The 24,246-nt window shown below is 69.3% G+C and carries 20 protein-coding genes; 12 read left to right on the top strand and 8 right to left on the bottom strand.

Translation table 11 applies throughout. The annotated features are described in order from the left end of the window. Window positions 1–14 precede the first annotated feature (14 nt). Genes MKK51_RS07380 through MKK51_RS07370 form a run of 3 tightly spaced genes read right to left on the bottom strand, consistent with a single transcriptional unit; the run spans window position 15 to window position 4,576 of the window. A complete protein-coding gene (locus tag MKK51_RS07380; protein ID WP_243976013.1) occupies window positions 15–2,480 on the bottom strand; it encodes a branched-chain amino acid ABC transporter ATP-binding protein/permease in 2,466 nt (821 codons plus the stop codon). A 4-nt stretch (window positions 2,481–2,484) separates the two neighbouring features. Next, window positions 2,485–3,354 (bottom strand): branched-chain amino acid ABC transporter permease, encoded by an 870-nt coding sequence (locus MKK51_RS07375; RefSeq protein ID WP_243976011.1) that lies wholly within the window; start codon window positions 3,352–3,354, stop codon window positions 2,485–2,487. A gap of 34 nt (window positions 3,355–3,388) precedes the next feature. Then, complete coding sequence (locus tag MKK51_RS07370; protein ID WP_243976010.1) at window positions 3,389–4,576, bottom strand: ABC transporter substrate-binding protein; 1,188 nt, start codon at window positions 4,574–4,576, stop codon at window positions 3,389–3,391. Window positions 4,577–4,765: 189 nt separating this feature from the next. Between MKK51_RS07370 and MKK51_RS07365 the strand changes: the two genes are divergently transcribed. Next, on the top strand, window positions 4,766–5,179 hold the full coding sequence (locus MKK51_RS07365) for a nuclear transport factor 2 family protein (RefSeq protein ID WP_243976009.1): 414 nt from the start codon (window positions 4,766–4,768) through the stop codon (window positions 5,177–5,179). A 10-nt stretch (window positions 5,180–5,189) separates the two neighbouring features. Here MKK51_RS07365 and MKK51_RS07360 read toward each other — a convergent pair whose 3' ends face one another. The 3 genes from MKK51_RS07360 to MKK51_RS07350 form a co-directional block, all read right to left on the bottom strand. Continuing rightward, window positions 5,190–6,821, bottom strand: coding sequence for a DEAD/DEAH box helicase (locus MKK51_RS07360; protein ID WP_243976008.1), 1,632 nt, complete (start codon window positions 6,819–6,821; stop codon window positions 5,190–5,192). 70 nt (window positions 6,822–6,891) lie between these two features. Continuing rightward, complete coding sequence (locus MKK51_RS07355) at window positions 6,892–7,116, bottom strand: hypothetical protein (RefSeq protein WP_243976007.1); 225 nt, start codon at window positions 7,114–7,116, stop codon at window positions 6,892–6,894. 314 nt (window positions 7,117–7,430) lie between these two features. After that, window positions 7,431–8,159 carry a GntR family transcriptional regulator gene (locus MKK51_RS07350; RefSeq protein ID WP_243976006.1) on the bottom strand — a complete coding sequence of 243 codons (729 nt, stop codon included), beginning with the start codon at window positions 8,157–8,159 and terminating at the stop codon, window positions 7,431–7,433. 304 nt (window positions 8,160–8,463) lie between these two features. Between MKK51_RS07350 and MKK51_RS07345 the strand changes: the two genes are divergently transcribed. The 3 genes from MKK51_RS07345 to MKK51_RS07335 all read left to right on the top strand — a co-directional run bounded on the left by MKK51_RS07345 (window position 8,464) and on the right by MKK51_RS07335 (window position 14,228). After that, entirely contained in the window at window positions 8,464–9,702 is a 1,239-nt protein-coding gene (locus MKK51_RS07345) for an amidase (RefSeq protein WP_243976061.1), read from the top strand. A 176-nt stretch (window positions 9,703–9,878) separates the two neighbouring features. Then, window positions 9,879–11,072, top strand: coding sequence for an efflux RND transporter periplasmic adaptor subunit (locus MKK51_RS07340; RefSeq protein WP_243976060.1), 1,194 nt, complete (start codon window positions 9,879–9,881; stop codon window positions 11,070–11,072). A gap of 18 nt (window positions 11,073–11,090) precedes the next feature. Further along, the gene (locus MKK51_RS07335) at window positions 11,091–14,228 is read left to right on the top strand and encodes an efflux RND transporter permease subunit (protein ID WP_243976005.1); all 3,138 of its coding nucleotides are present in this window, start codon (window positions 11,091–11,093) and stop codon (window positions 14,226–14,228) included. A gap of 11 nt (window positions 14,229–14,239) precedes the next feature. Here MKK51_RS07335 and MKK51_RS07330 read toward each other — a convergent pair whose 3' ends face one another. Next, window positions 14,240–15,637 (bottom strand): hypothetical protein, encoded by a 1,398-nt coding sequence (locus MKK51_RS07330; protein WP_243976004.1) that lies wholly within the window; start codon window positions 15,635–15,637, stop codon window positions 14,240–14,242. Window positions 15,638–15,867: 230 nt separating this feature from the next. Between MKK51_RS07330 and flgB the strand changes: the two genes are divergently transcribed. The 7 genes from flgB to cckA all read left to right on the top strand — a co-directional run bounded on the left by flgB (window position 15,868) and on the right by cckA (window position 22,271). Next, entirely contained in the window at window positions 15,868–16,293 is a 426-nt protein-coding gene (gene flgB / locus MKK51_RS07325; protein WP_243976002.1) for a flagellar basal body rod protein FlgB, read from the top strand. 36 nt (window positions 16,294–16,329) lie between these two features. Then, window positions 16,330–16,740 carry a flagellar basal body rod protein FlgC gene (gene flgC / locus MKK51_RS07320; RefSeq protein ID WP_056252364.1) on the top strand — a complete coding sequence of 137 codons (411 nt, stop codon included), beginning with the start codon at window positions 16,330–16,332 and terminating at the stop codon, window positions 16,738–16,740. Between the two features lie 29 nt (window positions 16,741–16,769). After that, window positions 16,770–17,087 (top strand): flagellar hook-basal body complex protein FliE, encoded by a 318-nt coding sequence (gene fliE, locus MKK51_RS07315; RefSeq protein ID WP_243976001.1) that lies wholly within the window; start codon window positions 16,770–16,772, stop codon window positions 17,085–17,087. 210 nt (window positions 17,088–17,297) lie between these two features. After that, a complete protein-coding gene (fliQ, locus tag MKK51_RS07310; RefSeq protein ID WP_243976000.1) occupies window positions 17,298–17,564 on the top strand; it encodes a flagellar biosynthesis protein FliQ in 267 nt (88 codons plus the stop codon). A 31-nt stretch (window positions 17,565–17,595) separates the two neighbouring features. Continuing rightward, entirely contained in the window at window positions 17,596–18,360 is a 765-nt protein-coding gene (gene fliR, locus MKK51_RS07305) for a flagellar biosynthetic protein FliR (protein ID WP_243975999.1), read from the top strand. Between the two features lie 50 nt (window positions 18,361–18,410). Continuing rightward, complete coding sequence (gene flhB, locus MKK51_RS07300) at window positions 18,411–19,478, top strand: flagellar biosynthesis protein FlhB (protein ID WP_243975998.1); 1,068 nt, start codon at window positions 18,411–18,413, stop codon at window positions 19,476–19,478. A gap of 120 nt (window positions 19,479–19,598) precedes the next feature. Next, complete coding sequence (gene cckA / locus MKK51_RS07295) at window positions 19,599–22,271, top strand: cell cycle histidine kinase CckA (protein WP_243975997.1); 2,673 nt, start codon at window positions 19,599–19,601, stop codon at window positions 22,269–22,271. Between the two features lie 44 nt (window positions 22,272–22,315). Here cckA and MKK51_RS07290 read toward each other — a convergent pair whose 3' ends face one another. Further along, entirely contained in the window at window positions 22,316–22,795 is a 480-nt protein-coding gene (locus MKK51_RS07290; RefSeq protein ID WP_243975996.1) for a kinase, read from the bottom strand. A 150-nt stretch (window positions 22,796–22,945) separates the two neighbouring features. Here MKK51_RS07290 and recA point away from each other — a divergent pair, with 150 nt between their 5' ends. Further along, on the top strand, window positions 22,946–24,037 hold the full coding sequence (gene recA, locus MKK51_RS07285) for a recombinase RecA (protein ID WP_243975995.1): 1,092 nt from the start codon (window positions 22,946–22,948) through the stop codon (window positions 24,035–24,037). Window positions 24,038–24,246: the final 209 nt, after the last annotated feature.

The raw sequence follows: 24,246 nt of genomic DNA, 5'->3' as shown, positions 1-24,246 counted from the left end.
GTACGCTCAGGCTATCACGCAGCACCGAGATAGGCGGCGGCGAGACCGTCATCGGCGGAGAGTTCCGCCGCCGATCCCGTGGCGACGACGCGGCCCTGTTCCAGGACGTAGCCGCGATCCGCCACGGTCAAGGCCAGTGCGGCCATCTGGTCGACGATAAGGATCGTCACGCCCTGGTCGCGCAACTCCGCCACCACGGCGTAGAGGGCGTTGATCATGGCGGGCGCGAGGCCGAGGGAGGGTTCGTCGAGAAGGAGAATGCGCGGATGCGCCATCATCCCGCGGGCGATGGCGAGCATCTGCTGCTCCCCGCCCGACAGCAGGCCGGCGCGGCTCGCGGCCCGGTCGCGCAGGCGGGGGAAGCGGTCGAGCAGGGCCTCCACCTCGCTCGGATCGATGGGGGTCTCGCGTCCATGCGCGCCGAGCCGCAGATTCTCCACCACCGAGAGTTCCGGAAAGACCTGCCGGCCTTCGGGCACCAGGGCGAGGCCGAGGCGGGCGATGGCGTGGGCCGGCAGGCCTGCGATGGAGCGGTCCTCCAGGATCACCGCGCCTTCCACGGGACGCAGCAGGCCGCTGAGCGCCCGCATGGCGGTGGATTTGCCGGCCCCGTTCGCCCCGAGGAGCGCCACGGTCTCACCGGGCCGGACATCGAGGGAGAGACGGTCGAGGACCGGCGCGGCACCGTAGCCGGCGGTGAGGTCGAGGGCCGAGAGAACCGCGTCGGCGGGACCTTTCCAAGGGGATGCGCGCGGCCGGGCAGGGGTGTCGGCGCCACCGAGATAGGCCCGCAGAACGGCGGGATCGGCCCGCACCGTGGCGGCGTCCCCCAGCGCGATGGGTCGTCCGGCATCCATGACGAGGATATGGTCCGAGATGCCCATGACGAGGGGCATGTCGTGTTCGACGAGGACCACCGCGACGCCGCACGCCGCGATGCGACGCAGCAGCCCGCCCAGGCGGTCGGTATCGGCACGGGTGAGACCCGCCGCCGGCTCGTCGAGGAGGAGGACACGCGGCCGGCCCGCGAGGGCGCGTGCGATCTCGACGAGGCGGCGGTCCACATGCGGCAGTTCGGCGGCGGGCCGGTGGAGCGCCCCGGTATAGCCGACGAAAGCGAGGAGGGCGGTGGCGGCGGCGACGTCGCTTCCGGCGCCCGCCCTGAACAGGCGTCCGGGGGCGATGGCGAGGGCCACGTTGTCGATGACCGAGAGGGAGCCGAACAGCCGCGTCGTCTGGTAGGTCCGCGCGATGCCGGCGCGGGCGATGCGATGGGCGGGCAGTCCGGCGAGATCTTTGCCCGCGAGTCGGATCGCCCCGGCACCGGGCCGGTAGAAGCCCGAGACCATGTTGAGCACGGTGGTCTTGCCGGCTCCGTTCGGGCCGATGATGCTGGTGACGGCCCCGGGGGCGGCGGTCACCGAGACGTCCTGCGCCGCCTTGATGCCGCCGAAGCTGATGCCGATCCCCTCCACCGCGAGCGCCTCGGGCCGCGGCTGGGCCAGGTAGGACACGACGTCGCCGCCGGTCCCGGACGCGGCCCCGGAGAGCCGACGCGGCAGCAGACGGGCGAGGCTGCCGACGATGCCCGCCGGCACCAGCCACAGCACCACCAGCGTCGCGAGGCCGAAGAACAGGAGGCGGTATTCGGCGAGGCCTGACAGGGTCTCTGGCAGGAGAACGGTGACGAGGGCACCGAAGAGCGGCCCCAGCACCGTTCCGGCACCGCCCACCACCACCGAGAGCACGAACAGGATCGACTGGGTGAACGGGAACGAACTCGGCGCGATGAACAGCATCAGGGGCGGCAGCACTGCCCCGGCGAGGCCGGTCAGTGCCGCCGAGATCATGAAGGCCAGGGTCTTCACCCGCACCGGATCGAAACCGAGGGACGCGGCGGCCACGTCCGCGTCGCGCACCGCCCGCATGGCGAGGCCGAGGCGGCTGCGCGCGAGGCGGTGGAAGCCGTAGAGGGCGAGGCCCGCGCCGAGCACCGACAGGATCGCGAGTTCGCGTTCCAGGAAGGGGAATCCGAACAGCGTCGGCCCTGTGGCGATGACGAGGCCGTTCTGGCCTCCGGTGAGAGCGCCGCCCTCGATCAGCCCATGCTCGACGATGAAGCCGAAGGCGATCGTCACCATGGCGAGGTAGGGGCCCTTTACCCGCATGGCGGGGATCGCGAGCACGCCGCCGAGAACTCCGGAGAGCAGACCGGCGGCGGGGAGCGCCAGCCAGAAGCTGGTTCCGGAGAGGGTGAGGATGGCGCTCGCATAGGCGCCGATCGCGTAGAAGCCGGCATGGCCGAAGGAGATCAGGCCGGTGAGGCCGAGGAGGACGTTCAGTCCCGTTCCGGCCAGGGTCGTCAGCGCCACGAGGGCGATGATGAAATGGCTGTAGCCATCGGTGGCGGCCACGAGGGCGAGGCCCGCCGCGGTCAGGGCGAGAATGACGAGGGGCAGGGCGGAGCTTCCGGCGCGCATCGGCTCAGACCTTGTTGACGGCGGCCCGGCCGAGAAGGCCGTCGGGGCGCAGCGCCAGCGCGAGGATGATCACCGAGAACACGACGATCTGGGTGTAGCCGGAGCCGAGATATCCGGTAACCAGGGCTTCCACGACGCCGTAGAGCAACCCGGCCAGGACCACGCCGGTGGCGGAGCCGATGCCGCCGAGAATGGCGACGGCGAAGGCCTTGATGCCGAACAGGGTGCCCATCTCGGCCGAGACCGAGAACAGCGGGGCGATGAGGAGTCCCGCCGCGCCCGCGAGGAGGGCGGAGAGCGCGAAGGCGCAGGCCACCGTGCGTCGCACGTCGATGCCCATCAGCCGCGCGGCGTCGGCATTCTGCGCCACCGCCAGCAGAACGCGGCCGAGATCGGTCCGGCGGAACACCGTGCGGATGGCGAAGGCGACGGCGAGGCCGACCACCGGGATCACGATCTGCAGCGGGTAGATTCCGGTCCCGAACAGGTCGATCGGCTCCCGCGCCAGGGGCGAGGGCAGGCTGCGCGGCTCCTTGCCGAAGGTGAACAGGATGACGTTGTCGAGGACGACGCCGCCCGCCACCGTGGCCAGCAGCCAGGCATCGGAGCCACGCTCGACGAAGGGACGCACCAGGATCCGTTCGACGACGATGCCGAGAAGGGCGCAGCCGGCCAGGGAGGCCGCCACCGCCAGGGGCATCGGCCAGCCGAGGGTGATGCCGAGCATGTAGCCGAGCACCGCCCCGAGGGTGACGGCGCTCCCTTGCGCGAAGTTCACGGTGCCGGAGACGGCGTAGGTCACGTGGAAGCCGAGGGCGATGAGCCCGTACATGCTCCCGAGACCGAGGCCGCTCACGAGGGAGCCGGTCAGCATGGAATTGTCCCTCTCGCCGTGTCTTGCCGACCGTTCAGTTCGACACGGCGACGATCTCGCCGTCCTTGAATCGCGTGAACACGTAGTCCTGCGGCCCGAGCGCGTCGTGGCGGTCCGGGGCGAAGGGCTTGTCGTAGGTCTTGATCAGGCCGGGATAGGTGGCGATCTTGTAGAACCCGTCGCGCACTTCCGGCCCCTTGGTGGATTTCCCCTCGCCGATCGCGAGGGCGAGGAGATGCGTCGCGTCGTAGGCATTGGCGATCCCCACCGCCGGGGTCACGTCGGCCATGGACTTGATCGCCGGATACTTCGCCTTCAGGGCATCGAGCACGGCGACGGCCTTGGGCGCGGCGTTGCCCGCGAAGGTGAAGGTCTGGATGAAATGGACCTTGGCCGCGCTCGGCCCGGCGAGTTCGTCGAACCGCCCCCCGGCCGGTCCCCAATGCGACACGACGGGGACGGTCCAGCCCATCCGGTCGAGGGATTTGACCACCTGGGCCGAGGGACCGACATTGCCCACCATGAACAGGGTGTCGGCGCCGGCCTCCTTCAGCCGGGTCAGCTGGGGCACCATGTCGACATCGGACGCCTCGAATTTCTCGATGCCGGCGGCAGGCAGGCCCGCGGCCTTCAGGGCGGCCGTGAGACCCTGCTGGTTCGACTCGCCCCAGGCGTTGTTGACGAGGATCATGCCGGGCTTCTTGGCCTGGTAGGTCTTGACGGTGTAGGCGACGAGGGCCTCGTCCACGAGGGCGTCCACAGCCGAGACCCGGAACGCGTAGTTGTCGGCGGCACCGTTGCGGGTGATGCCGGTGCCCGCCGCCCAGGGGCCGAGGAAGGGCACCTTCATCTGGTTCGCGATGGGCACGATCGCCATGGAAACCGGCGTGTCGAGGCCGCCGACGAGGGCCACGACCCCGACGCGCTGGATCAGCTCTCGGGCGGCGAGCACGCCCTTCGACGGGTTGGCCTCGTCGTCGCGGGCCACGAGTTCCAGGGGCCGTCCGAGGACGCCGCCGGCCGCGTTGATCTCGTCGATGGCAAGCCCGATGCCGCGGGAGATCGCCTCGCCCGATTTCGCCGATTGACCGGACAGGGCGGTGACGAGGCCGATCTTGATCGGTTCGGCGGCCTGGACCGGCGCGATCAGCGCGAGCCCGATCAGGGCGGTCGCCCCGAGGGCGAGGCGGCGGGTCATCGGCGATGGGCTGAGCTTGCGCATGGATCGGACCTCCGGAAGACGTGCTTCCGTGGCCGCAACCGCCATGCCACTTGCCAGGCCGTTGAACTCAATCGATTATTTCATGTGGCGCCAACCTCATTGCCCGCTTTCTCGCCAAACTGCATACAGTTATTGCATGCACTTTGGCCGAGCTTCGGGCAGGCTCGGGATCGAATGGAGAGCGAGAGCATGAGCGATCAAGCGAGAACCGATACCGGCGCCGACGCGGCCATCGTCACCGCCTATCTCGAAGCTTCCATGGTGCCGGACCCGGAGAGAGCGGCGGGCTACATGGCGCCGGGGATCGAGATCGTCTTCACCGGTGCTCGCGTCTTCCGGCACCCGCGCGAGGTGACGGCGTTCAACGCGGGCCGCTATGCCTGGGTGAAGAAACGCATGGAGCGGCTGGACGTGGTGCCGGGGGAGGGGTTCACCACGGTTTACAGTCTCGGCACCCTCTACGGCGAATGGCCGGACGGAACCCCGTTTGAGGGCAACCGCTACGTCGACCGCTTCACCGTCCGCGACGGGCTGATCGTGACGATGGAGGTCTGGAACGACAGCGCCGAACGCCTGCTCACGAAGCACGGCGTCTCGGCATAGGAGAGCGCGCTCAGGCGTCGGCTCCGGCGAGCCGGCGCGTATCGACGAAGGTGCGGCCGTCCGGGAAGCGATAGCTGACGCTTTCCGAGAATCGGCCGTTGGCGCGGACCAGGATGGCGGCGGGGCGGGTGAGATCGTCGGTCCGCGCCAGGGCCTCGGCGACGGTCATCGGCACGTCGCGCCCACCGCCGAGCTGACGCCACCATTGCACCGCCTTCTCGCGGCCATAGCCGGCCTGTTCCAGGGCGATCCGCACCCGGTGGCTCGATCCGTCCTCGGTCTGGAACTCGACGTCGAGGCTGCCCGAGGCCGCATGGCGACCGAGCCGCCACCGGGAGACCCCTTGCCAGACCGGAACCGTGCGGGACAGGATCGGATGCTCGTCATCGGCCGCCGCCTCGTGGCCCGGCCCATCCTCGTCGGTCCCGTCCGGCTCGACCCAGCACCCCTCGCAGGTGCTGGCATTGAGGGCGATGAGGGCGCCGCAGCCGGGGCAGGGCTTGGCCCGCACCTCTCCCTCCCGGCCCTTGATGGCGGCGGCACTGCGCGCGGTGACGATGTCCACCGGCCCGTGCATCCGCACCAACCCGGCATAGTCGAGAATCAGCGCATCGGACTTCCCCGGCGCGGTGCGCAGGGCACGGCCCACCTGCTGGACGTAGAGGCCCGTGCTCTGGGTCGGCCGCAACAGGGCGATGAGGTCCACGCGCGGAACGTTGAACCCGGTGGAGAGGACGCCCACCGAGGTGAGGCAGCGCAGGCGCCCGGCGGTGAAGTCGCGCACGATCCGATCGCGCTGACGCTTGCCGGTCTCGCCGGTCACCATCTCGCAGGTGAAGCCCTCCGCCCGCACCGCATCGCGCACCGCCTCGGCATGGGCGACACCGGCGCAGAAGGCGAGCCAGGCCCGGCGGTCGCGGCCGAAGCCGGCCATTTCCTCCACCGCCGCGCGGGTGATCCAATCCTGGTTCACCGCCGCTTCGAGGGCACTCGGGATGTAGTCGCCGCCGCGCTTGGCCACGCCCGAGACATCGAGCGCCGTGGCGGTGGCCTTGCAGATCAGGGGGGCGAGGTAGCCCTGGTGGATCAGGTCGCCGACATTGGCCTCGTAGACGATACGCTCGAACAGACGGCCCTCGCCCTCGTCGAGGCGGCCACTGTCGAGGCGGTACGGGGTCGCCGTGAGGCCGACGACGCGCAGATCCGGCCGGGCGGCACGCAGGGCCGCAAGGAAGCGGCCGTAGCGGGTCTCGGCATCGCGCGGGATCAGATGTGCCTCGTCCACCACCACGACGTCGAAGGCGCCGATGGCGTCGAGGCGGTTCCAGACCGATTGGATGCCGCAGAACAGGATCTGTGTCGCGGTGTCGCGCCGGTTGAGACCGGCGGAGTAGATGCCGGCCGGCGCATCCGGCCAGTAGGCCACGAGTTCACGGTGATTCTGGGCGATGAGCTCGCGGGTATGGGTGACGATGGCGATCCGTGCCTCGGGGCGGTCGGCGATCACCTCCCGCACCAGGGCCGCGATGACGAAAGCCTTGCCCGCCCCGGTGGGCAGGACGATCAGCCCGTCGCCGGTCTCGTCGCGCCACGAGGCATAGAGGGCATCGAGGCTGGCGCGCTGGTAGGGTCTGAGATCCATCGCCGGCTCTGTAGGGCCGTTCGCGCCGAACCGGAACACCGCCCGCCGGGATGCGGGCTCGCCCGGACGGTCAGGCCCCTGCGCCGACCACCCCGTCGCGCATCGCCCGCGCGATACGCTCCACCATGCCCTGAGACAGCCGGACGAACTGCCCGGTGCCATGCCCGCGCCCATCGAGCAACTCGGCGAAGACGGGCTTGGCGGGCTCGCAGACCAGGGCCGCCACCGGCCTCGTATTGCGCCGCTTGGCTCGCAGCCGCTCGGCCAGCGCATCGGGAACGAACGGTTCGCGCAAGGCGGGCTTCTCCTGTCAGGGCCGACGGTCCGAGGAGAGGGGCCTAGGCGTTCAGGGTTGCCGAGAGATTAAGGCTGGCCGTTCGGCGACGTCATGCAGCGCCGCCGTGAACGTCGTGTCGAGGCGGCAGGGGAAAGGATCGGCCCTGCGGCTCGGGCGATTCTTCAGGACCAGTCCAGACCTTCGGATCAACCTGCAGAAGCGGTTCGAAGTCGTGTCGCATTCTTAGGAGAGAGGCGCCGATATCGAGAGGATCACGCCGTTCGAGCCGGAGGCCGCCTGACAAATCGGGGCAGCCTTTTCCTCGGTCGCCATCACCCGGCTCGGCGCCGCAGAGGACTCTTCTCGGTGACGTAGGGCGCCAGGACCCGGCTGAGATCCCGCTCGCGCGGCGGCTCGGCGACGATATGCGCGCGCACCGCGACGGCATCGAGGTGGTGATCCATCAGGTGGGTCGCCCGGTCGACGTCGCCGGCCATCAGCGCCGCCACGATCTCGCGGTGTTCGTTGACGGCGCAATCGGACGAATGCGGCCGGCTGTAGAGCGAGAGCGTCAGCGCGCAGCGATAGCCGAGTTCGGCCACGTAGCGGACGAGGACCGGGCTGCCGGTCATCCGTGCCAGCAGCAGGTGAAACTCGGTGGCGAGGCGGATCGATGGAGCTTCGGGTCCGCCGCGAACCGCGTCCTCCTCGTCGATATGGGCCAGCAGGATCGCTTCCTGCTCGGAGGTGAGGCGACCGGCCAGGCGCTGGACCACGAGGCGTTCGAGGGAGATGCGGACCTCGAACGTGTCGCGCGCCTCTTCCCAGCTCGGCGTTGCCACGATGGCGATCCGGTTGCGACGGAGTTCCACCAGCCCCTCGCCGGCGAGCTGCCCCAGGACCTGCCGCGCGATGGTGCGGCTCACGCCGAAGCGCTCGCCCAGGGCATCCTCCGGCAGGCGATCACCGGGCGCCAGCGCACGCTCGACGATGGCCCGGCGCAGGGACTGACACATCATCCCCACGCGATCCTTGGCCGCCTGCGTCTCAACTCCCGCCATCGCCCACTACATTCCTCTCTCGCAGCGCTTCGGTCACGGCCGTGCCGCCGGCACGCTGTCCGTCGTCGTCCGCCGAAGACGACATCGCCATGCACGAGAGAGACCAAAGCCGAGCGGCAATGAAAGACCCCGTCGGACGTTTCAAGCTCGGCGCCCGCCGAAACGGCGCCAGGCTGGACGTCCCCCGGCGTACCTGCCATCACCTCGACACTTCGAACAAGCGGTCGGAGACGCCCTCGGCGGCCCCTCCCGGATCGCGCCGGCCGCTTCCCCTTACCCGTGCCCCGCGAGCCACCCGATGACGATGCTCTCGCTCCTGTCCACGCGCTCGCGTATCGAGGCGGGGTCGCTCACCCCCGCGCAGGCGGTGGCGCTGACCCGCGAGGCGATGGCCGAGCACGAGCCCTCCGTCCGCGCCTTCGTGGCGACCGATCCCGATCCGCACGTCCCCGATACGGGGCCGCTCGCCGGCATCGCGGTGGGCATCAAGGACATCATCGACACCGCCCACCTGCCGACGCAGATGGGGTCGTCGATCTACGCGGGCTGGCAGCCGCGCGCCGACGCCCCCATCGTGGCGCGGTTGAAGCGCCTCGGCGCGGTGCCCCTGGCCAAGACCACCACGACCGCTTTCGCCTTCATCGACCCCACCGAGACCCGCAATCCCCGTGCGCCCGGCCGGACGCCGGGTGGATCGTCCGCCGGTTCGGCGGCGGCGGTGGCCGCGGGCATGCTGCCGCTGGCGCTGGGAACCCAGACCGGCGGCTCGGTGATCCGGCCGGCGGCCTTCTGCGGCGTGGTCGGCGTGAAACCGTCGTTCCGGCTGCTGCCGACGGTGGGGGTGAAGTGCTTCTCCTGGACCCTCGACACGCTCGGCCTGTTTGCCGCCAGCGCGGCCGACGCCGCCCGTGCCCTCGCCCTCATCGCCGGCCGGCCGGAAATCGACCAGCCGGCCTCGGTGCCGCGGATCGGGCTCCTCGTCCCGGAATATTGCGAGGCTGCCGAACACGAGGCCCTGCAGGCCCTCGACCGGGCGCGGGCGATGGCGGAGGCGGCGGGTGCCGGCATCCGCACCTTCACGCTGCCCGACGAGTTCCGCCACGCCTTCGACGAGCACGCGACGATCCAGGATTTCGAATCCGCGCAGGCCCTCGCCTGGGAGTACGAAGCCCATCGCGCCGCCCTGCCGCCGCTCCTGCGCGCCCATCTCGACGAGGCCCGGACCATCGAGGCCGCGGCCTACGACGCCGCCCGGCGCGTGGCGCATCACGCCAGGCGGAGCCTGCGGGACATCCTGCGCCATTCCGACATCGATGTCCTGCTGACGGTTTCCGCCCCGGGCCATGCACCGGAGGGATACGCGTCCACCGGCGATTCCCGCTTCAACCGGCTCTGGACGATGATGGGCGTGCCCTGCGTCACCGTCCCCGTGCCGGGGGAGGGGCCACCGATCGGGGTTCAGGTCATCGCCCGTTTCGGCGACGATGCGCGGGCGCTCTCGGCTGCGAGATTCCTTGAGAAGGCTTTCGCCGAAAGGCCCTGACGTCATCCCGGGGATCCGGCCGCCGGCACAGGTCGGCGGATCGCCCGGGCGGGGATCGAGCGGAGCGAGACCATAACGTCACGAAAACGCCGGTGTCGCACTGCAGGACCGTATGGAGCGGCGTCGCGCCGACGATGTCGTCCAGATCGATCCGCCGAACGGTGAGCCACCTCGTCATGCGCCTGCTTCGGCTTTTCGCGATCCTGCCGCTCCTCGTGTCGACCCAGATGATCCACGCGGCGGAGACCCCGCCGGCGAGCGGGTCCACCGCGCCCGCACCGGCGGTGACCATCGTGCCGGCCGCCAACCGCGAGATCGTCGAGGAGGCGGTGGTCACCGGCACCCTGGTTCCGCGTGACGAGATCCTGGTGGCGCCGGAGATCGAGGGCTACCGCATCACCGAATTGCTGGTGGAGGAGGGCGCCGAGGTCGAGAAGGGGCAGGTCCTGGCCCGACTTTCCCTGGAGATGATCGCGACGCAGGAAGCGGCCAACGCCGCCGCCATCGCCAAGGCCCAGGCGGCGATCGTCCAGGCCCGCAGCCAGATCGTCCAGTCCGAGGCGGCGCAGACCGAGGCCAACCTCTCGCTGGAGCGCGCCCGCTCCCTCCTCAAGACCGGGAACGCCACGGCGGCGGTGCTGGAACAGCGGGTCTCGGCCGCTCAGGGCGGCGAAGGCAGGCTCGCCGCCGCGAAGGGCGGCCTGCAACTCGCCGAGGCCGATCTCGCGGCGGCGCGGGCGCAGAGCAACGAGATCGCCCTCAAGCGCGCACGCACCGACATCAAGGCCCCCGACGGCGGCATCGTCAGCCGCCGCACCGCCCGGATCGGCGCGGCGGCGACGTCCACGGGCGAACCGCTGTTCCGGCTCATCGCCCGTGGCGAGATCGAACTCGAAGGCGAGGTGCCGGAGACATGGATGCCTCGGATCAAGCGCGGCGACGCCGTGCGCCTCGAGGCCGAGCAGGGCCGGCTGGTGACGGGGAAGGTCCGACGGATCGACCCCGAGATCGACCGGCTGACGCGCCTCGGCAAGATCCGCATCAGCCTCGACCGCGACCCGTCCCTGCGCATCGGCGCCTTCGCCCGCGGCAAGGTCGAAGTGGCACGGCGGGACTCCGTGGCCGTTCCCCTCTCCGCGCTTCTCTACGGGATCGACGGCTCGGCCCTCGTCTATGTCGTGGAGGACGGCACGGTCGAGGCCCGCAAGGTCACAGCCGGCCTCGCGACCGACGGTTTCATGGAGATCCGGGAGGGGTTGAAAGCCGGCGAGGCCGTCGTCGCACGGGCCAGCAGCTTTCTGCGCCATGGCGACCGGGTGCGGCCGGTGCAACCGATGGCCGACGCGGCCGCCACCGCGACCCCGCGCTGAGAACCGGACCGCACCGACATGCGCCTCAACATTTCAGCCTGGGCGATCCGCAAGCCGATCACCTCCATCGTGCTGTTCCTCGTCCTGATGATCCTCGGGCTCGTGAGCTTCCGGTCGCTGCCGATCACGCAATTCCCGAACATCGACATCCCGATCGTGGCGATCCAGGTAACCCAGGCCGGCGCGGCTCCCTCCGAGCTGCAGACCCAGGTGACGAAGGTGGTGGAGGATGCCGTCGCCGGGGTGAAAGGCGTCAAGCACATCATCTCGACGATCTCGGAGGGCGTCTCCGCCACCACCATCGAGTTCCGCCTCGAAGTGAACGTGGACCGCGCCGTCAACGACGTGAAGGACGCCATCGCCAAGGTGCGGGTGACCCTGCCGCGCACCATCGACGAGCCGATCATCAGCCGCGTGGAGATCGCCGGCCTGCCGATCATGGTCTATGGCGCCTCCGCCCCGGCCATGACGCCGGAAGACCTGTCCTGGCTCATCGACGACGTGATCGCCCGGCAGGTCCAGGGGGTGAAGGGCGTCGGCGGCGTCGAGCGCCTGGGCGGCGTCGCGCGCGAGATCCGCGTGACGCTCAAACCCGACCGCCTGCTGGCGCTGGGCATCACCGCGGCGGACGTGAACCGGCAGCTCCGCCTCACCTCGGCTGACATGGCGGGCGGACGCGGCGAACTCGGCGGCCAGGAACAGTCGATCCGGACCCTGGCCGGCGCCGCCAGCCTCGACACTCTGGCCCAGACGTCGATCATCGTGCCGGGCAACCGCAAGGTCCGCCTTGACGAGCTGGCGACGCTGGTGGACGGCTCGGAGGAGCCGCGCACCTTCGCGCGCTTCAACGGGGAGCCGGTTGTCGCCTTCGCGATCTCGCGGGCGACGGGCGCCAGCGATGCCGAGGTCGCCAGCGCCGTGGCGCGCAAGATCGCCGATCTCGCGGCGAAGAATCCCGGTGTCCGGTTCGACCTGATCGACACCTCCGTCATCAACACGGTGGGCAACTACCATTCGGCGATGCTGAGCCTCATCGAGGGCGCGGCGCTGGCCGTCATCGTGGTGTTCCTCTTCCTGCGGGACTGGCGGGCGACGCTCATCGCCTCGATCGCGCTGCCGCTCTCGGTGCTGCCGACCTTCTGGGTGATGAGCACCCTCGGCTTCTCGCTCAACGCCGTCAGCCTGCTCGCCATCACCCTCGTCACCGGCATCCTGGTGGACGACGCCATCGTCGAGATCGAGAACATCGTCCGGCACATGCGGATGGGGAAATCCGCCTACCGGGCGGCGCTGGAGGCCGCCGACGAGATCGGCCTCGCGGTCATCGCGATCACGGCGACGATCATCGCCATCTTCGCGCCGGTCTCCTTCATGAGCGGCATCGCCGGCCAGTATTTCAAGCAGTTCGGCCTCACCATCGCGGCGGCCGTGTTCATGTCGTTGCTGGTGGCGCGCCTGATCACGCCGCTGCTCGCCGCCTATTTCCTGCGCGATCACGGACCGGACCACGAGCGCGAGGGGCCGGTCATGCGGGCCTATACCCGCGTGGTCGCGTGGTCGGTGCGGCACAAGTTCATCACCCTCGTGGTGGGGCTCGCCTGCTTTGCCGGGTCGATCATGTCCACCGGGCTGCTGCCCGCCGGCTTCCTCCCCGCCGAGGATGCGGCGCGGACGATCTTCGTGGTCGAACTGCCGCCCGGCGCCCGCCTCGCCGACACCACCCGCGTCACCGACGGCATCGTCGACAGGATCAAGGCCCTGCCCGAAGTCCGCAGCGTATTCGTGGATGGCGGACGCCAGTTGCCGGCCAAGAAGGAGGTGCGGCTCGCGAGCTTCACCATCAACCTGACGCCGAAGAACGCGCGCCACCGCACCCAGAAGCAGCTCGACAAGGTCATCGGCGCGATCCTGCGGGAAGAGCCGGACATCCGGTTCTGGTCCCTGCGCGACAGCGGCCAGCGCGATCTCGCGCTCATCGTCTCGGGACCGGACCTGCGTCTGGTCTCGGAGACGGCGGCACGGCTGCAGCGCGAGGTGGCCGCAGTGCCCCACCTCGTCAACGTGCTCTCCACCGCCCCCCTCGACCGCACCGAGATCCGCATCCGCCCGAAGGCCGGCGTCGCGGCCGATCTCGGCGTCTCCACGGATCTCATCGCCGAGACCGTGCGGGTGGGAACGATCGGCGACATCGGCGCCAACCTCGCCAAGTTCAACGCCGTCGACCGGCAGGTGCCGATCCGGGTGCAGCTTCCCCTCGCCCTGCGCGGAGACCTGTCCCAACTGGAGAGCCTGAAGGTCCCGGTGAAGGGGGGCGCCTCCGTTCCCCTCTCCACGGTGGCCGATCTCAGCCTCGGTCGCGGCCCCACGGCCATCGACCGCTACGACCGTTCGATCCGCGTGGCCCTGGAGGCCGACATGGAGGGCTCGGACGCGCTGGGCACCCTGATCGAATCGGTGATGGCGCTGCCGACCGCGAAGAACCTGCCGCCGGGCATCGCCATCAGCCAGACCGGCGACGCCGAGATCATGGGCGAGGTGTTCGAAGGGTTCGCCCTCGCCATGGGCGCCGGCCTCATGATGGTGTTCGGCGTGCTGGTGCTGCTGTTCGGCAACTTCCTTCAGCCGCTCACCATCCTGTTCTCGCTGCCTCTGTCCATCGGCGGCGCGATCCTCGGGCTGCTGATCTTCCACATGCCGATCTCGATGCCGGTGGTGATCGGCATCCTGATGCTCATGGGCGTGGTCACCAAGAACGCGATCATGCTGGTGGATTTCGCCATCGAGGAGATGGCACGGGGCGTCGACCGCGCCACCGCCATCATCGACGCCGGGCGCAAGCGCGCGCGGCCCATCGTCATGACCACCATCGCCATGGCGGCGGGCATGGTGCCATCGGCCATGGCGCTCGGCATCGGCGGCGAATTCCGCGCACCCATGGCGGTCGCGGTCATCGGCGGCCTCATCGTCTCGACCGGCCTCTCCCTGATCTTCGTGCCGGCGATCTTCGTCCTGGTCGACGACCTGTCGCGCTTTTTCGTCCGGATCTTCGCTCGCTTCATCGGGCGGAAGGACGAACCCTCGGAGGGAGGCTTCGCCCTGCCGACGGCACTCGCCAATGACGGAAAGGGCTTTCCGTCACGCTCCGCCGCGGAGTAGCCGCGACCCTCTCAGCCCTTCCGATCGAGGGGGCGTCCCAGCAGCCGTGCGAACTCAGCCTCGATCTCCTCCACCGAGAAGGGATTCTGGCTCGCGGGCGCGGTCCGGCTCGGGGCAGGCACCGTCTGCGGGATCGGCGGAGGCGGCGGGGCCGGAAGGAACTCGTCCGGAGCCGTTGACGCCGGTTCGCGCCGTGCGGCCTCGCTCGGCCCGGTTTCGGCGAATACCGGTCCGGCGGGAGCGGGCTGCGCCGTCACCGGCTGGGCCTTCGGAGTGGGCGCCTCGTCCGGGACGCTGTCCGAAGGCGCGGCCATGGCGGCCGCCATCGGGTCGATCGGCTGGTCCGCCTTCGCCGTCTCGGCAGCAGCGGGTTCGGGACGCGGTTCGGGCTTTGCCGCGACGGAAGGCTCGACGAGGGGCGTCTTCGGCGGTGTCGTGGGCGGTGTCGCGGGAATGGCCTGGGAAGACGGGGAGATCGCGGCCGATGGCCGACGCAGGGCCTCCTCGAGCTGCCGTGCCATGTCCGACAGGATGGCCGCGTCCACGGGACGGGAACTCGTCGGGCGGACCAGGGGCGGCGGAACCGCGGGAGCCTGCTCCGCCACCGGCACGGGTTTGATCGCAGGTTGTGGCCGGGCCGCCTTCTCGAGACCCGGCGCCTCGATCACGGCGGGAGGGACCGGAGCGGGCGGGACCGGGGCGGGTGGGGCCTCCGGGACTGAGGCTTGCTTCGGAAGCTCCACGGCAGGGACGGTCGGTTCGGCGGCCGCGTCCGGCCGGGTGTCAGTCGGCCGGGGCCGGTCCGGGGTTTCGGGCTTCAGGTTGGCCAGCGGGGGCGGGCTGCGCCGCGCCGCCTTTGCCGCGAGCATATCGGCCTTCGTGAAGCGGGAAGCCGGCTTCGTCTCGGGGGGGACATCGCCACGCGGCTCGGCGGGCGGGTTGACGACCGCAGCCGGCTCCGGGGCCGGCGCCCTGGGCTCGTCGAAGATGGGAGGCTGCATGACCGGCGGAGCGGCCGGCGCGGGCGGATCGGCTGGCCGCGCCGGCTCGAAGACCGGCTCTTCGAGGAGCGACTCGACCCTGGCCGCCTCGTCGAGGGGAAGCCGCGCACCGGCGCCTCGGTGGATGTTGCGCTCCACGATGACGTCGTTGGGACCGCCCACGAGGAGCAGATGCTCGACATTGTCCCGGCGCAGCAGGATCAGCTGCCGCTGCCGGTCGAGTTCGTAGATGTCGACGATGCCGAGACGGGGCTGACGGCCGCGCGGCCCGGATTTCGACAGGGCCATGCCCCTGCCCGAGAACCGCCGGAAGACCAGGACGATGGCAGCCAGAACCGCGAAGATGACGGCGAAAATGATCAGGAACTGGAGCGGAAAGGAGCCGTCCGAATTGAAGAACGCTGACAAGATCGGGCTCTTTCGGGTTTCGGGCCGGAGGCCCTACGCAGCACAGACCATCTTGATATCACGGTCGGGGCGGCCGTAGGCAATAACGTTAAGAGTTCGTTAACAGGCAACTTCCGCGCCGAGCATCCGCTGCTGGCAAACAGGCTCTTAACCGAACGTTAACCATAGAGGCGGCAGATTTTGCCCACCGCTCCGGAGTCGTCCGGCGGCGCCGAGGGGCTCCGATCACCGTGTCCGTCACCGATCTTCCCATCCTCTCCATGCTTCGCACCCGGATGCAGTGGCATCAGACGCGCCAGAAGCTGCTTGCGGAGAACGTCGCCAACGCCGACCTGCCGGGTTTCAAGCCGCGCGATCTCGCGAGCCCCAGCTTCGGCGTCGGGACCAGCGACCTCGCCCAGCCATCCGGATCCACGGGCGGCAATTCGGGCCTGGCCGTCACCAGCCCGGCTCACACCGCCCTCAACGGCGGCCCCGAAGGCCCGGGCGCGGAACCGCGCCGGTTCAACGGGTTCGAGATCAGGCCGAGCGGGAACGGGGTCAATCTCGAGGAGGAGATGATGAAGGCCGGTGACAACCAGGCCGATTATCAGCTCGCCGCGACGATGTACCAGAAGAGCCTCGACAAGCTGAAGATCGCCATCGGCAAGCGCTGATCGTACCGCCCCCCTTAAGCTCGCGGAGGACGCGCCGTGGAATTCCTGAAATCCCTGACCATCGCGGCATCCGGACTCAAGGCCCAGTCGGGCCGGATGCGGATCATCGCCGAGAACATCGCCAACGCGGATTCGGCCCCGAGCGGGGTCGGCGCCGAGCCCTACCGGCGCAAGATTCCCACCTTCACCCAGCACATCGACCGCGAGACCGGCGCGTCGATGGTCGAGGCCGGGCGGGTGAGGCGGGATCCCTCGCCGTTCCGCACCAAGTACGATCCGGGAAACCCCAGCGCCGATGCGCGCGGCGAGGTGCGGATGCCCAACGTCAACGGGCTGATCGAGAACATGGACATGCGCGAGGCCCAGCGCTCCTACGAGGCCAACCTGAACATGGTCACCGCGACCCGCAAGATGATCAACGCCACCCTCGCCATCCTCAAGGCCTGACGCTCCTCTTCTCCCGAAAGTCCGCCGCCATGCCGACCAACGCCTTCGCCGCAGGAGCCTACGCCGCCGTCCAGAACATCGGCGGTATGAAGGGCGGCACACCCAGGATCGCCCCGACCTCGGGGGCGGATGGCGGATTCACCTCGCTCCTCACGTCGGCCATGGACAAGATCGGCGAGAGCGGCGCGAAGGCCGATGCCCAGGTCCTGTCGGTGGCGGGGGGCAAGGCCAACGTCGTCGACGTGGTCACCGCCGTCGCCGAGAGCGAGACGGCCCTGCAGACCCTGGTCGCCGTCCGCGACCGCGTGATCTCCGCCTATGAGGAAATCATGCGGATGCAGATCTAGTCGCCACGGCCCTTGTCTTCCCTCCAGCCCGCCTCCTCATCCTGACGTGTCCGCGTTGGCGCCCCCCGAAGGAGCCCTCCGGAGCCTGGCGGGCGAACCGGAGCCCACCTTTGAGGCCTTCCCTCCGCTCCGGCGCCCCGGGACGGGGGCGCGGATGAGCCTGACGCCCGACATCGCCGCCGCCCCGATACAATCCGTGAGCTCACTTCCATGACCGGCCTCGCCATCCTCGACGTCTCCCGCGACGGAATCTACGTCTTCCTCAAGGTTGCGGGGCCGCTGATGATCGTCGCCCTCGTGGTCGGCCTCATCGTGTCGCTGCTCCAGGCGCTGACGCAGATCCAGGAACAGACGCTCATCTACGTACCCAAGATCGTCGCCGTCTTCGCGGCGCTCCTGTTCATGCTGCCCTTCATGGGCGACGCCCTGGCCGGCTACATGACCCGCATCGCCGCCCGCATCGTGTCCGGCGGATGACGCGCCGGGCCGGGCGCTGCTATGCAGACTCATGAATCTGCTCCTGCCCGGTATCGCGGCGGCCTACCTGCTCACCTTCGCGCGCATCGGCACGCTGATGATGCTGCTGCCGGGGCTCGGCGAACAATCCGTCTCGCCGCGCATCCGGCTCGCCTTCGCGCTCCTCGTCTCGCTGATCCTGTTCCCGATGGTGCGCCCGCTGCTGCCGATGCAGGGCGCGGCCCTTGCCGGCCCCGGATTGATCGCGCTCCTCATCGGCGAGTTGCTGGTCGGGCTCGTGCTCGGGCTCACCGTCCGCATGGTCCTGGCCGCCTTGCAGACCACGGGCGTCATCGTCTCGCAGCAGCTCGGCCTGTCCTACGCGATGACCGTGGACCCGACCCAGGGCGGCCAGCAGGCGGCTTTGGGCAACTTCCTGATGATGCTCGGCATCACCCTCATCCTCGCCACCGACCTGCACCACGTGGCCCTCGATGCCATCGGCCGGAGCTACGTGATGCTGCCGCCCAACGGCGTTCTGGCCATGGGCGAGGCGGCCCAGCTCGCGCTCCGGGCGATGGCGCGCGGCTTCCTCCTGGCGGTCCAGATCTCGGCGCCGTTCATCGCCTTCGGCATCCTCTTCAACGTCGGCCTCGGCGTGCTCTCGCGCCTGATGCCGCAGATGCAGGTGTTCTTCATCGCGGTGCCGGCCTCCGTGCTCATCGGGATGCTGATCCTGTTCGGCAGCCTCGGCATCATGATGAGCGTCTTCCTCGACGATATCGGCCGCTATCTCGGCGAGTTGACCGGGCGATGAAGGCGGTGTCGAACGGACCGACGATGCGCCGGACAGGGGAGCGCTGAGCCGTGTCCGACGACAGCGACCAGGAAGACAAGACAGAAGAACCGACTCAACGGCGCGTCGAGAAGGCGATCGAGCAGGGCAACGTCGCCAACAGCATCGAGGTTAACACCTTCTTCATCCTGTCCGCCTTCATGATGGCGCTGCTACTGGCGTCGGGAACGATCGCCAAGGACCTCCTCGTCAGTCTGCGCGCTTTCCTGATGAACGCGCATCAGGTTCCCTCCGACCCCACTGCCTATACCGAAATGGGGATGCGGATGCTGCTGATCTGCGGCCAGGCGCTGCTGATCCCCGTCAGCCTCGTGGTCATCGCGGGCCTCGCCGGCGGTCTCGTCCAGCACCCGCTGGTCTTCTCCACCGATGCCCTGATGCCGAAATTCGATCGCATCTCGCCGCTGGCCGGCATCAAGCGCATCTTCGGCGTCGAGGCCCTGGTCCAGTTCCTCAAGGGCCTCGCCAAGCTGATGCTCGTGGGGGTCGTCGCCGGCACCATCCTGTGGAACGAGCGCGACCGGCTGGAGGTCTTCGCCCGCCTCGACCCGGCCGCGATGCTGCCCGCGATCCTCGGTATCGCCCTCAAGCTTCTGGGCGGCATGCTCGCCATCTTCGTCGTCATCGCCATGGGCGACGCCTTCTACCAGCGCTTCCGCTGGCGTTCGAAGCTGCGCATGACCAAGGAGGAGATGAAGCAGGAGCACAAGGAGAGCGAGGGCAATCCCGAAGTGAAGGGCCGCATGAGGCAGATCCGCGCTGCGCGGGGCAACAAGCGCATGATGGCGGATGTCCCCACCGCCACGGTCATCCTCACCAACCCCACCCACTACGCCGTCGCCCTGCGCTACGAGGCGGGCATGGCGGCACCGATCTGCGTCGCCAAGGGCGTCGACTCCCTGGCTCTGCGCATCCGCGCCGTCGCCAAGGAGCATGACGTCCCGGTCATCGAGAACCCGCCGCTGGCGCGGGCGCTCCACGCCACGGTGGAGATCGATTCCGAGATTCCGGCCGAGCATTACCGCGCCGTGGCCGAGGTGATCGGCTTCGTCATGCGGCTGAAGCGCCGCGCGGCGTGAAAACGCCACGCTTTATGCACCTTTTTTGACGAGACTTGTCCGTGACCTTCCGAGGATACCCTTGCTGCAGACGCGGCCCGGGCGCTAACCGGGATCGGTCGAGGGTGGAATGGCGCCGAAATGGCTGAGGTGAGCGGACCAACGAAACCGGTGTCGAGCGCCATCGACCGGTCGGAGAGGCCTGGGCGGGTCGGTTTGCTCCTGGTTCTCGCCGGACTTCTCGTGGGCGCGGCGGTGGGCCTGTCCTTCGTCGCCAACGAGCAGGCGCAGCCGCTCATCCTGGGGCTTCTCGCCCTGCTCGCCATGGCCGGCGTGTTCTGCCTCTTCGCCCTGGCGATCGGCGCGCTCCAGCTCTCGGGCCAGACCGGCCGCGACGACATCACCAAGGCCATCGTCGACGCCTCGCCCGAAGGCGCCATCGTGGTCGAGGATGGCGGCCGCCTGATCTACGCCAACGAGGCCTATCTGCGGATCTCAGGGGGAGAGACCTTCTCCAACCTGAAGCCGGTGGAGCGGGTCTTCGTCGGCTCGCCGGACGTGTCGGAGGCGGTCTACCGCCTCGCCCAGGCGGCCCATGACGGGCGCAGCCATGTGGAGGAGATCCGCATGGCGCCCCCGCCCCAGGGCGAGACCGAGCGGGCCTTCGCCTGGTTCCGCATCGCCGTGCGGGCGGTGGAGCGGCCGCGGCTCCCGGCGACCCTGTGGACGGTCACCGACATCACCCACGAGCGCGAGCGCCAGGAGAACGTCTTCCAGGAGCTTCAGCACGCGATCGATTACCTCGATCATGCGCCGGCCGGATTCCTCTCCATCGATCCGTCGGGCTCCATCGTCTACATGAACGCGACGCTGGCCTTCTGGCTCGGCTACGACCTCGCCACGGTGGGCTCGGGCGGGCTGCGCCTTCCCGAGATCGCGCCGAGCGCCGACGTGCTCACCGCCACCGAAGGCCTGCCCGGCGAGGTCCGCACGGACCGCTTCGACCTCGACCTGCGCCGCCGCAACGGCCAGCCCCTGCCGACCCGGCTCTATCACCGCGTGGCCTTCGGCCAGGACGGCAAGCCCGGGCCGTCGCGCACCTTCGTGCTCAACCGCTCGGCCGGGGCCGAGAGCGACGAGCCGCAGCGCGCCGCCGAGGTGCGCCTCGCCCGCTTCCTCAACAACAGCCCCATCGCCATCGCGACCCTCGACCCCACCGGGCGCATCGCGCGCGCCAACGCGTCCTTCGCCAGGCTGTTCGGCGGGACGCCGCGCCAGGCCGTGCCGGACGGGCGCGGCGAACTCGGCACCGAGCCGACCATGTGGGAAGCGCTGGTCGACCGCGACCGGGCCGCCCTCGAAAGCGCCCTCGTGAAAGCCGCCGACGGCACCGTCGAGGTGCAACCCATCGAGGTGGCGCTGGCGGGGCCGGGGAACCGCTCGGCGCGGGTCTGGCTCAGCCCGGCCGGCGGCGACACCGCGGCGGCGGCGGATGCGGCCACGCCCGCCGACCGCGAGCGCGTGATCCTCTATGCCCTCGACACAACGGCGCAGCGCCAACTCGAACAGCAGATCGCCCAGACCCAGAAGATGGACACGGTGGGTCAGCTCGCCGGCGGCATCGCGCACGATTTCAACAACGTCCTCCAGGCCATCATCGGCTATTCCGACCTGCTGCTGGCGAGCCACAGGCCGACCGATCCGGCCTTCCAGGACATCATGCAGATCAAGCAGAACGCCAACCGGGCGGCCAGCCTGGTGCGGCAGCTGCTGGCCTTCTCCCGGCGCCAGACCCTGCGCCCGGAGGTGATGAATGTCGGCGAGGCCCTGTCCGACCTGACGCTGCTGCTGAAGCGCCTGCTCGGCGAGCGGGTCGACCTCGACCTCAAGCACGGGCGCGACATCTGGCCGATCAAGGCCGACGTGAACCAGTTCGAGCAGGTCATCGTCAATCTCGCCGTCAACGCCCGCGATGCGATGCCGAATGGCGGCCGCCTGCTCATCCGCACCGCCAACATCCTCGAGGGCCTGGAGAACACCGAGCGCCGGCCCGGCGCACCGGCGGGCGACCATGTCCTGATCGAGGTGCTCGATACCGGCGAGGGCATCCCGCCCGACGTGATGGAGAAGATCTTCGAGCCGTTCTTCACCACGAAGGACATCGGCAAGGGGACCGGCCTCGGACTCTCCACCGTGTTCGGCATCATCAAGCAGAGCGGCGGCACCATCGACGTGCAATCGACCGTGGGCAGCGGCACGGCCTTCCGCATCTACCTGCCGCGCCACGAACCGGCGGCGGAGCCCGTCCCGGAGATCGCACCGGCCTCCGCTGCCCCGCAGAGCAACGCCGAGATCGCCGCCAACCGCCTTCGTGGCACACGCGACCTCGACAAGCCCGGAGGCGCCGGGCCCTCCGCCCCGCGCAAACCCTCGCCCGATCATACCGGCCAGGGCGTGATCCTGCTGGTGGAGGACGAGGACCCGGTCCGCGCGGTCAACAGCCGTGCCCTGTCGGCACGGGGCTACACGGTGCTGGAAGCGGCCTCCGGCCTCGACGCCCTGGCCCTCATCAGCGATGTCGACCAGCCCATCGACCTCGTCGTCTCCGATGTGGTGATGCCGGAGATGGACGGCCCGACGCTGCTGCGCGAATTGCGCAAGCACCGCCCGGACCTCAAGGTCATCTTCGTCTCCGGCTATGCCGAAGACGCGTTCCGCAAGAACCTGCCGGACGGCGAGGATTTCAACTTCCTGCCCAAGCCCTTCAGCCTCAAGCAGCTCGTCGAGACGGTGAAGGAGACGATCGCCCGTTGATGTTTGGCCCCGCGGCCTCCGGTCCCCACTGGGGCCGGGCCGCCTCACCCCGTATCGACGATATGGACACGATCGAATCCTTCCGCGGTCGTCGGCTCCTCGAACTGGTTCGCCACGGACAGGATCGCCGCAACCGGGACGATCCTGTCCGCCGGACGTCCGGCTTTGCGCTCGAGCGCCGTATCGAGCGGCGTCCTGATCCACACCGCATCGATGCCGGCGCCATGGCGTCGCGCGATGCCGAGAAGCGTCGCCCGATGTCGTATCCCGGGCAGGGCCGCGTCGAAGTAGATGACCGGCGACGACCGAGGCTGGGCGGCGATCCAAGTCGTCTTTCCCGAACCCTGCACGCCACAGACCACGACGATCCGGGCGTCGCGAAGCCGTTTGAGGGCTTCCTCCAAATCCTGGTAGGACCGCTGCCACGCTCTTGCGTTGCGTTCTGGCGTCCAGACCCGACCGCTCCCCGTCTCCAGGTCATCGTCGGGATTGATCGTCACCACGTTCGAGGCGCCTGGAACCATGTCACTCCTCCCGCATCCGACGGAATTTCGACGTGCGACCTGTCCATTTGCAGACCCACCTCCTTGCGCAATGAGAACAAAACGAGTACATCAATCGCATCCGAGGCGCATTGAGCCTTGAGCTCTCCCCATGCATAAGGATGCCGAGATATGGCCCAGCCCGCGCTGAAAGTTGTGGAATCCCCGATGGTGGACAAGGACAAGGCGAAGGCGATCGATGCCGCGCTGTCCCAGATCGAGCGTGCCTTCGGCAAGGGCTCGATCATGCGGCTCGGCAAGAACGACAAGGTGGCGGAGGTCGAGACCGTCTCCACCGGGTCGCTCGGCCTCGATATCGCGCTGGGCGTCGGCGGCCTGCCGCGTGGCCGGGTGATCGAGATCTACGGCCCCGAATCCTCGGGCAAGACCACGCTGGCCCTGCACACCATCGCCGAAGCCCAGAAGAAGGGCGGCGTCTGCGCCTTCGTGGACGCGGAACACGCCCTCGATCCGGTCTATGCGCGCAAGCTCGGCGTGCAGCTCGACGACCTGCTGATCTCGCAGCCCGATACCGGCGAACAGGCCCTCGAGATCACCGACACCCTGGTCCGTTCGGGCGCCATCGACGTGCTCGTGGTCGATTCGGTGGCGGCGCTGACCCCTCGCGCCGAGATCGAGGGCGAGATGGGCGACAGCCAGCCCGGCCTTCAGGCGCGCCTGATGAGCCAGGCCCTGCGCAAGCTCACCGGCTCGATCTCGCGCTCCAAATGCATGGTGATCTTCATCAACCAGATCCGGATGAAGATCGGCGTCATGTACGGCAGCCCGGAGACGACCACGGGCGGCAACGCCCTGAAGTTCTACGCCTCGGTGCGTCTCGACATCCGCCGCATCTCCACCCTGAAGGACCGTGACGAGGCCATCGGCAATCAGGTCCGCGTCAAGGTGGTGAAGAACAAGGTCGCCCCGCCCTTCAAGCAGGTGGAGTTCGACATCATGTTCGGCGAGGGCGTCTCCAAGGTCGGCGAGTTGATCGATCTCGGGGTAAAGGCCGGGATCGTGGAGAAGTCCGGCGCCTGGTTCTCCTATGCGAGCCAGCGTCTCGGCCAGGGCCGCGAGAACTCGAAGGGGTTCCTGCGCGACAACCCGGACATCGCCAACAAGATCGAAGCGGCGATCCGTCAGAATTCCGGCCTGCTCGCCGACAAGATCCTCGAGACCGCCAAGCCCACCGAGGACGATCTGGACGAAGGCGAGGCCTGATCGCCTCGCACTGACATGAAGGGGCCGCCGCACTCACGTGCGGCGGCCTTTTTTGATGGTCGGACCGGCGCAGTACCGATCCGCTCTTCGGCTGGACCTCAACGAGAGGCGTCACGGCTCGCGCGTTGCGCCTCCGCGCCACCCGCAAAGGGTCCGAGACGTCATCCTCGAACCGCCGTTTCGGAGGGGACGCGACGGGCACTGCCGCC

Source organism: Methylobacterium sp. E-045, assembly GCF_022829685.1.
GTDB lineage: Bacteria > Pseudomonadota > Alphaproteobacteria > Rhizobiales > Beijerinckiaceae > Methylobacterium.
The sequence above is the reverse complement of the archived record's forward strand: the minus strand, read 5'-3'. Positions and strand labels throughout refer to the sequence as shown.

Excerpts from the sequence above, each read along its gene's own strand:
- MKK51_RS07375 (WP_243976011.1), bottom strand. The coding sequence starts at position 3,354 with ATGCTGACCGGCTCCCTCGTGAGCGGCCTCGGTCTCGGGAGCATGTAC.
- MKK51_RS07350 (WP_243976006.1), bottom strand. The coding sequence starts at position 8,159 with ATGGCGGGAGTTGAGACGCAGGCGGCCAAGGATCGCGTGGGGATGATG.
- MKK51_RS07365 (WP_243976009.1), top strand. The coding sequence starts at position 4,766 with ATGAGCGATCAAGCGAGAACCGATACCGGCGCCGACGCGGCCATCGTC.
- cckA (WP_243975997.1), top strand. The coding sequence starts at position 19,599 with ATGGCTGAGGTGAGCGGACCAACGAAACCGGTGTCGAGCGCCATCGAC.
- fliR (WP_243975999.1), top strand. The coding sequence starts at position 17,596 with ATGAATCTGCTCCTGCCCGGTATCGCGGCGGCCTACCTGCTCACCTTC.
- MKK51_RS07345 (WP_243976061.1), top strand. The coding sequence starts at position 8,464 with ATGCTCTCGCTCCTGTCCACGCGCTCGCGTATCGAGGCGGGGTCGCTC.
- fliQ (WP_243976000.1), top strand. The coding sequence starts at position 17,298 with ATGACCGGCCTCGCCATCCTCGACGTCTCCCGCGACGGAATCTACGTC.
- recA (WP_243975995.1), top strand. The coding sequence starts at position 22,946 with ATGGCCCAGCCCGCGCTGAAAGTTGTGGAATCCCCGATGGTGGACAAG.
- MKK51_RS07360 (WP_243976008.1), bottom strand. The coding sequence starts at position 6,821 with ATGGATCTCAGACCCTACCAGCGCGCCAGCCTCGATGCCCTCTATGCC.
- MKK51_RS07335 (WP_243976005.1), top strand. The coding sequence starts at position 11,091 with ATGCGCCTCAACATTTCAGCCTGGGCGATCCGCAAGCCGATCACCTCC.
- MKK51_RS07380 (WP_243976013.1), bottom strand. The coding sequence starts at position 2,480 with ATGCGCGCCGGAAGCTCCGCCCTGCCCCTCGTCATTCTCGCCCTGACC.
- fliE (WP_243976001.1), top strand. The coding sequence starts at position 16,770 with ATGCCGACCAACGCCTTCGCCGCAGGAGCCTACGCCGCCGTCCAGAAC.
- MKK51_RS07370 (WP_243976010.1), bottom strand. The coding sequence starts at position 4,576 with ATGCGCAAGCTCAGCCCATCGCCGATGACCCGCCGCCTCGCCCTCGGG.
- MKK51_RS07340 (WP_243976060.1), top strand. The coding sequence starts at position 9,879 with ATGCGCCTGCTTCGGCTTTTCGCGATCCTGCCGCTCCTCGTGTCGACC.
- MKK51_RS07290 (WP_243975996.1), bottom strand. The coding sequence starts at position 22,795 with ATGGTTCCAGGCGCCTCGAACGTGGTGACGATCAATCCCGACGATGAC.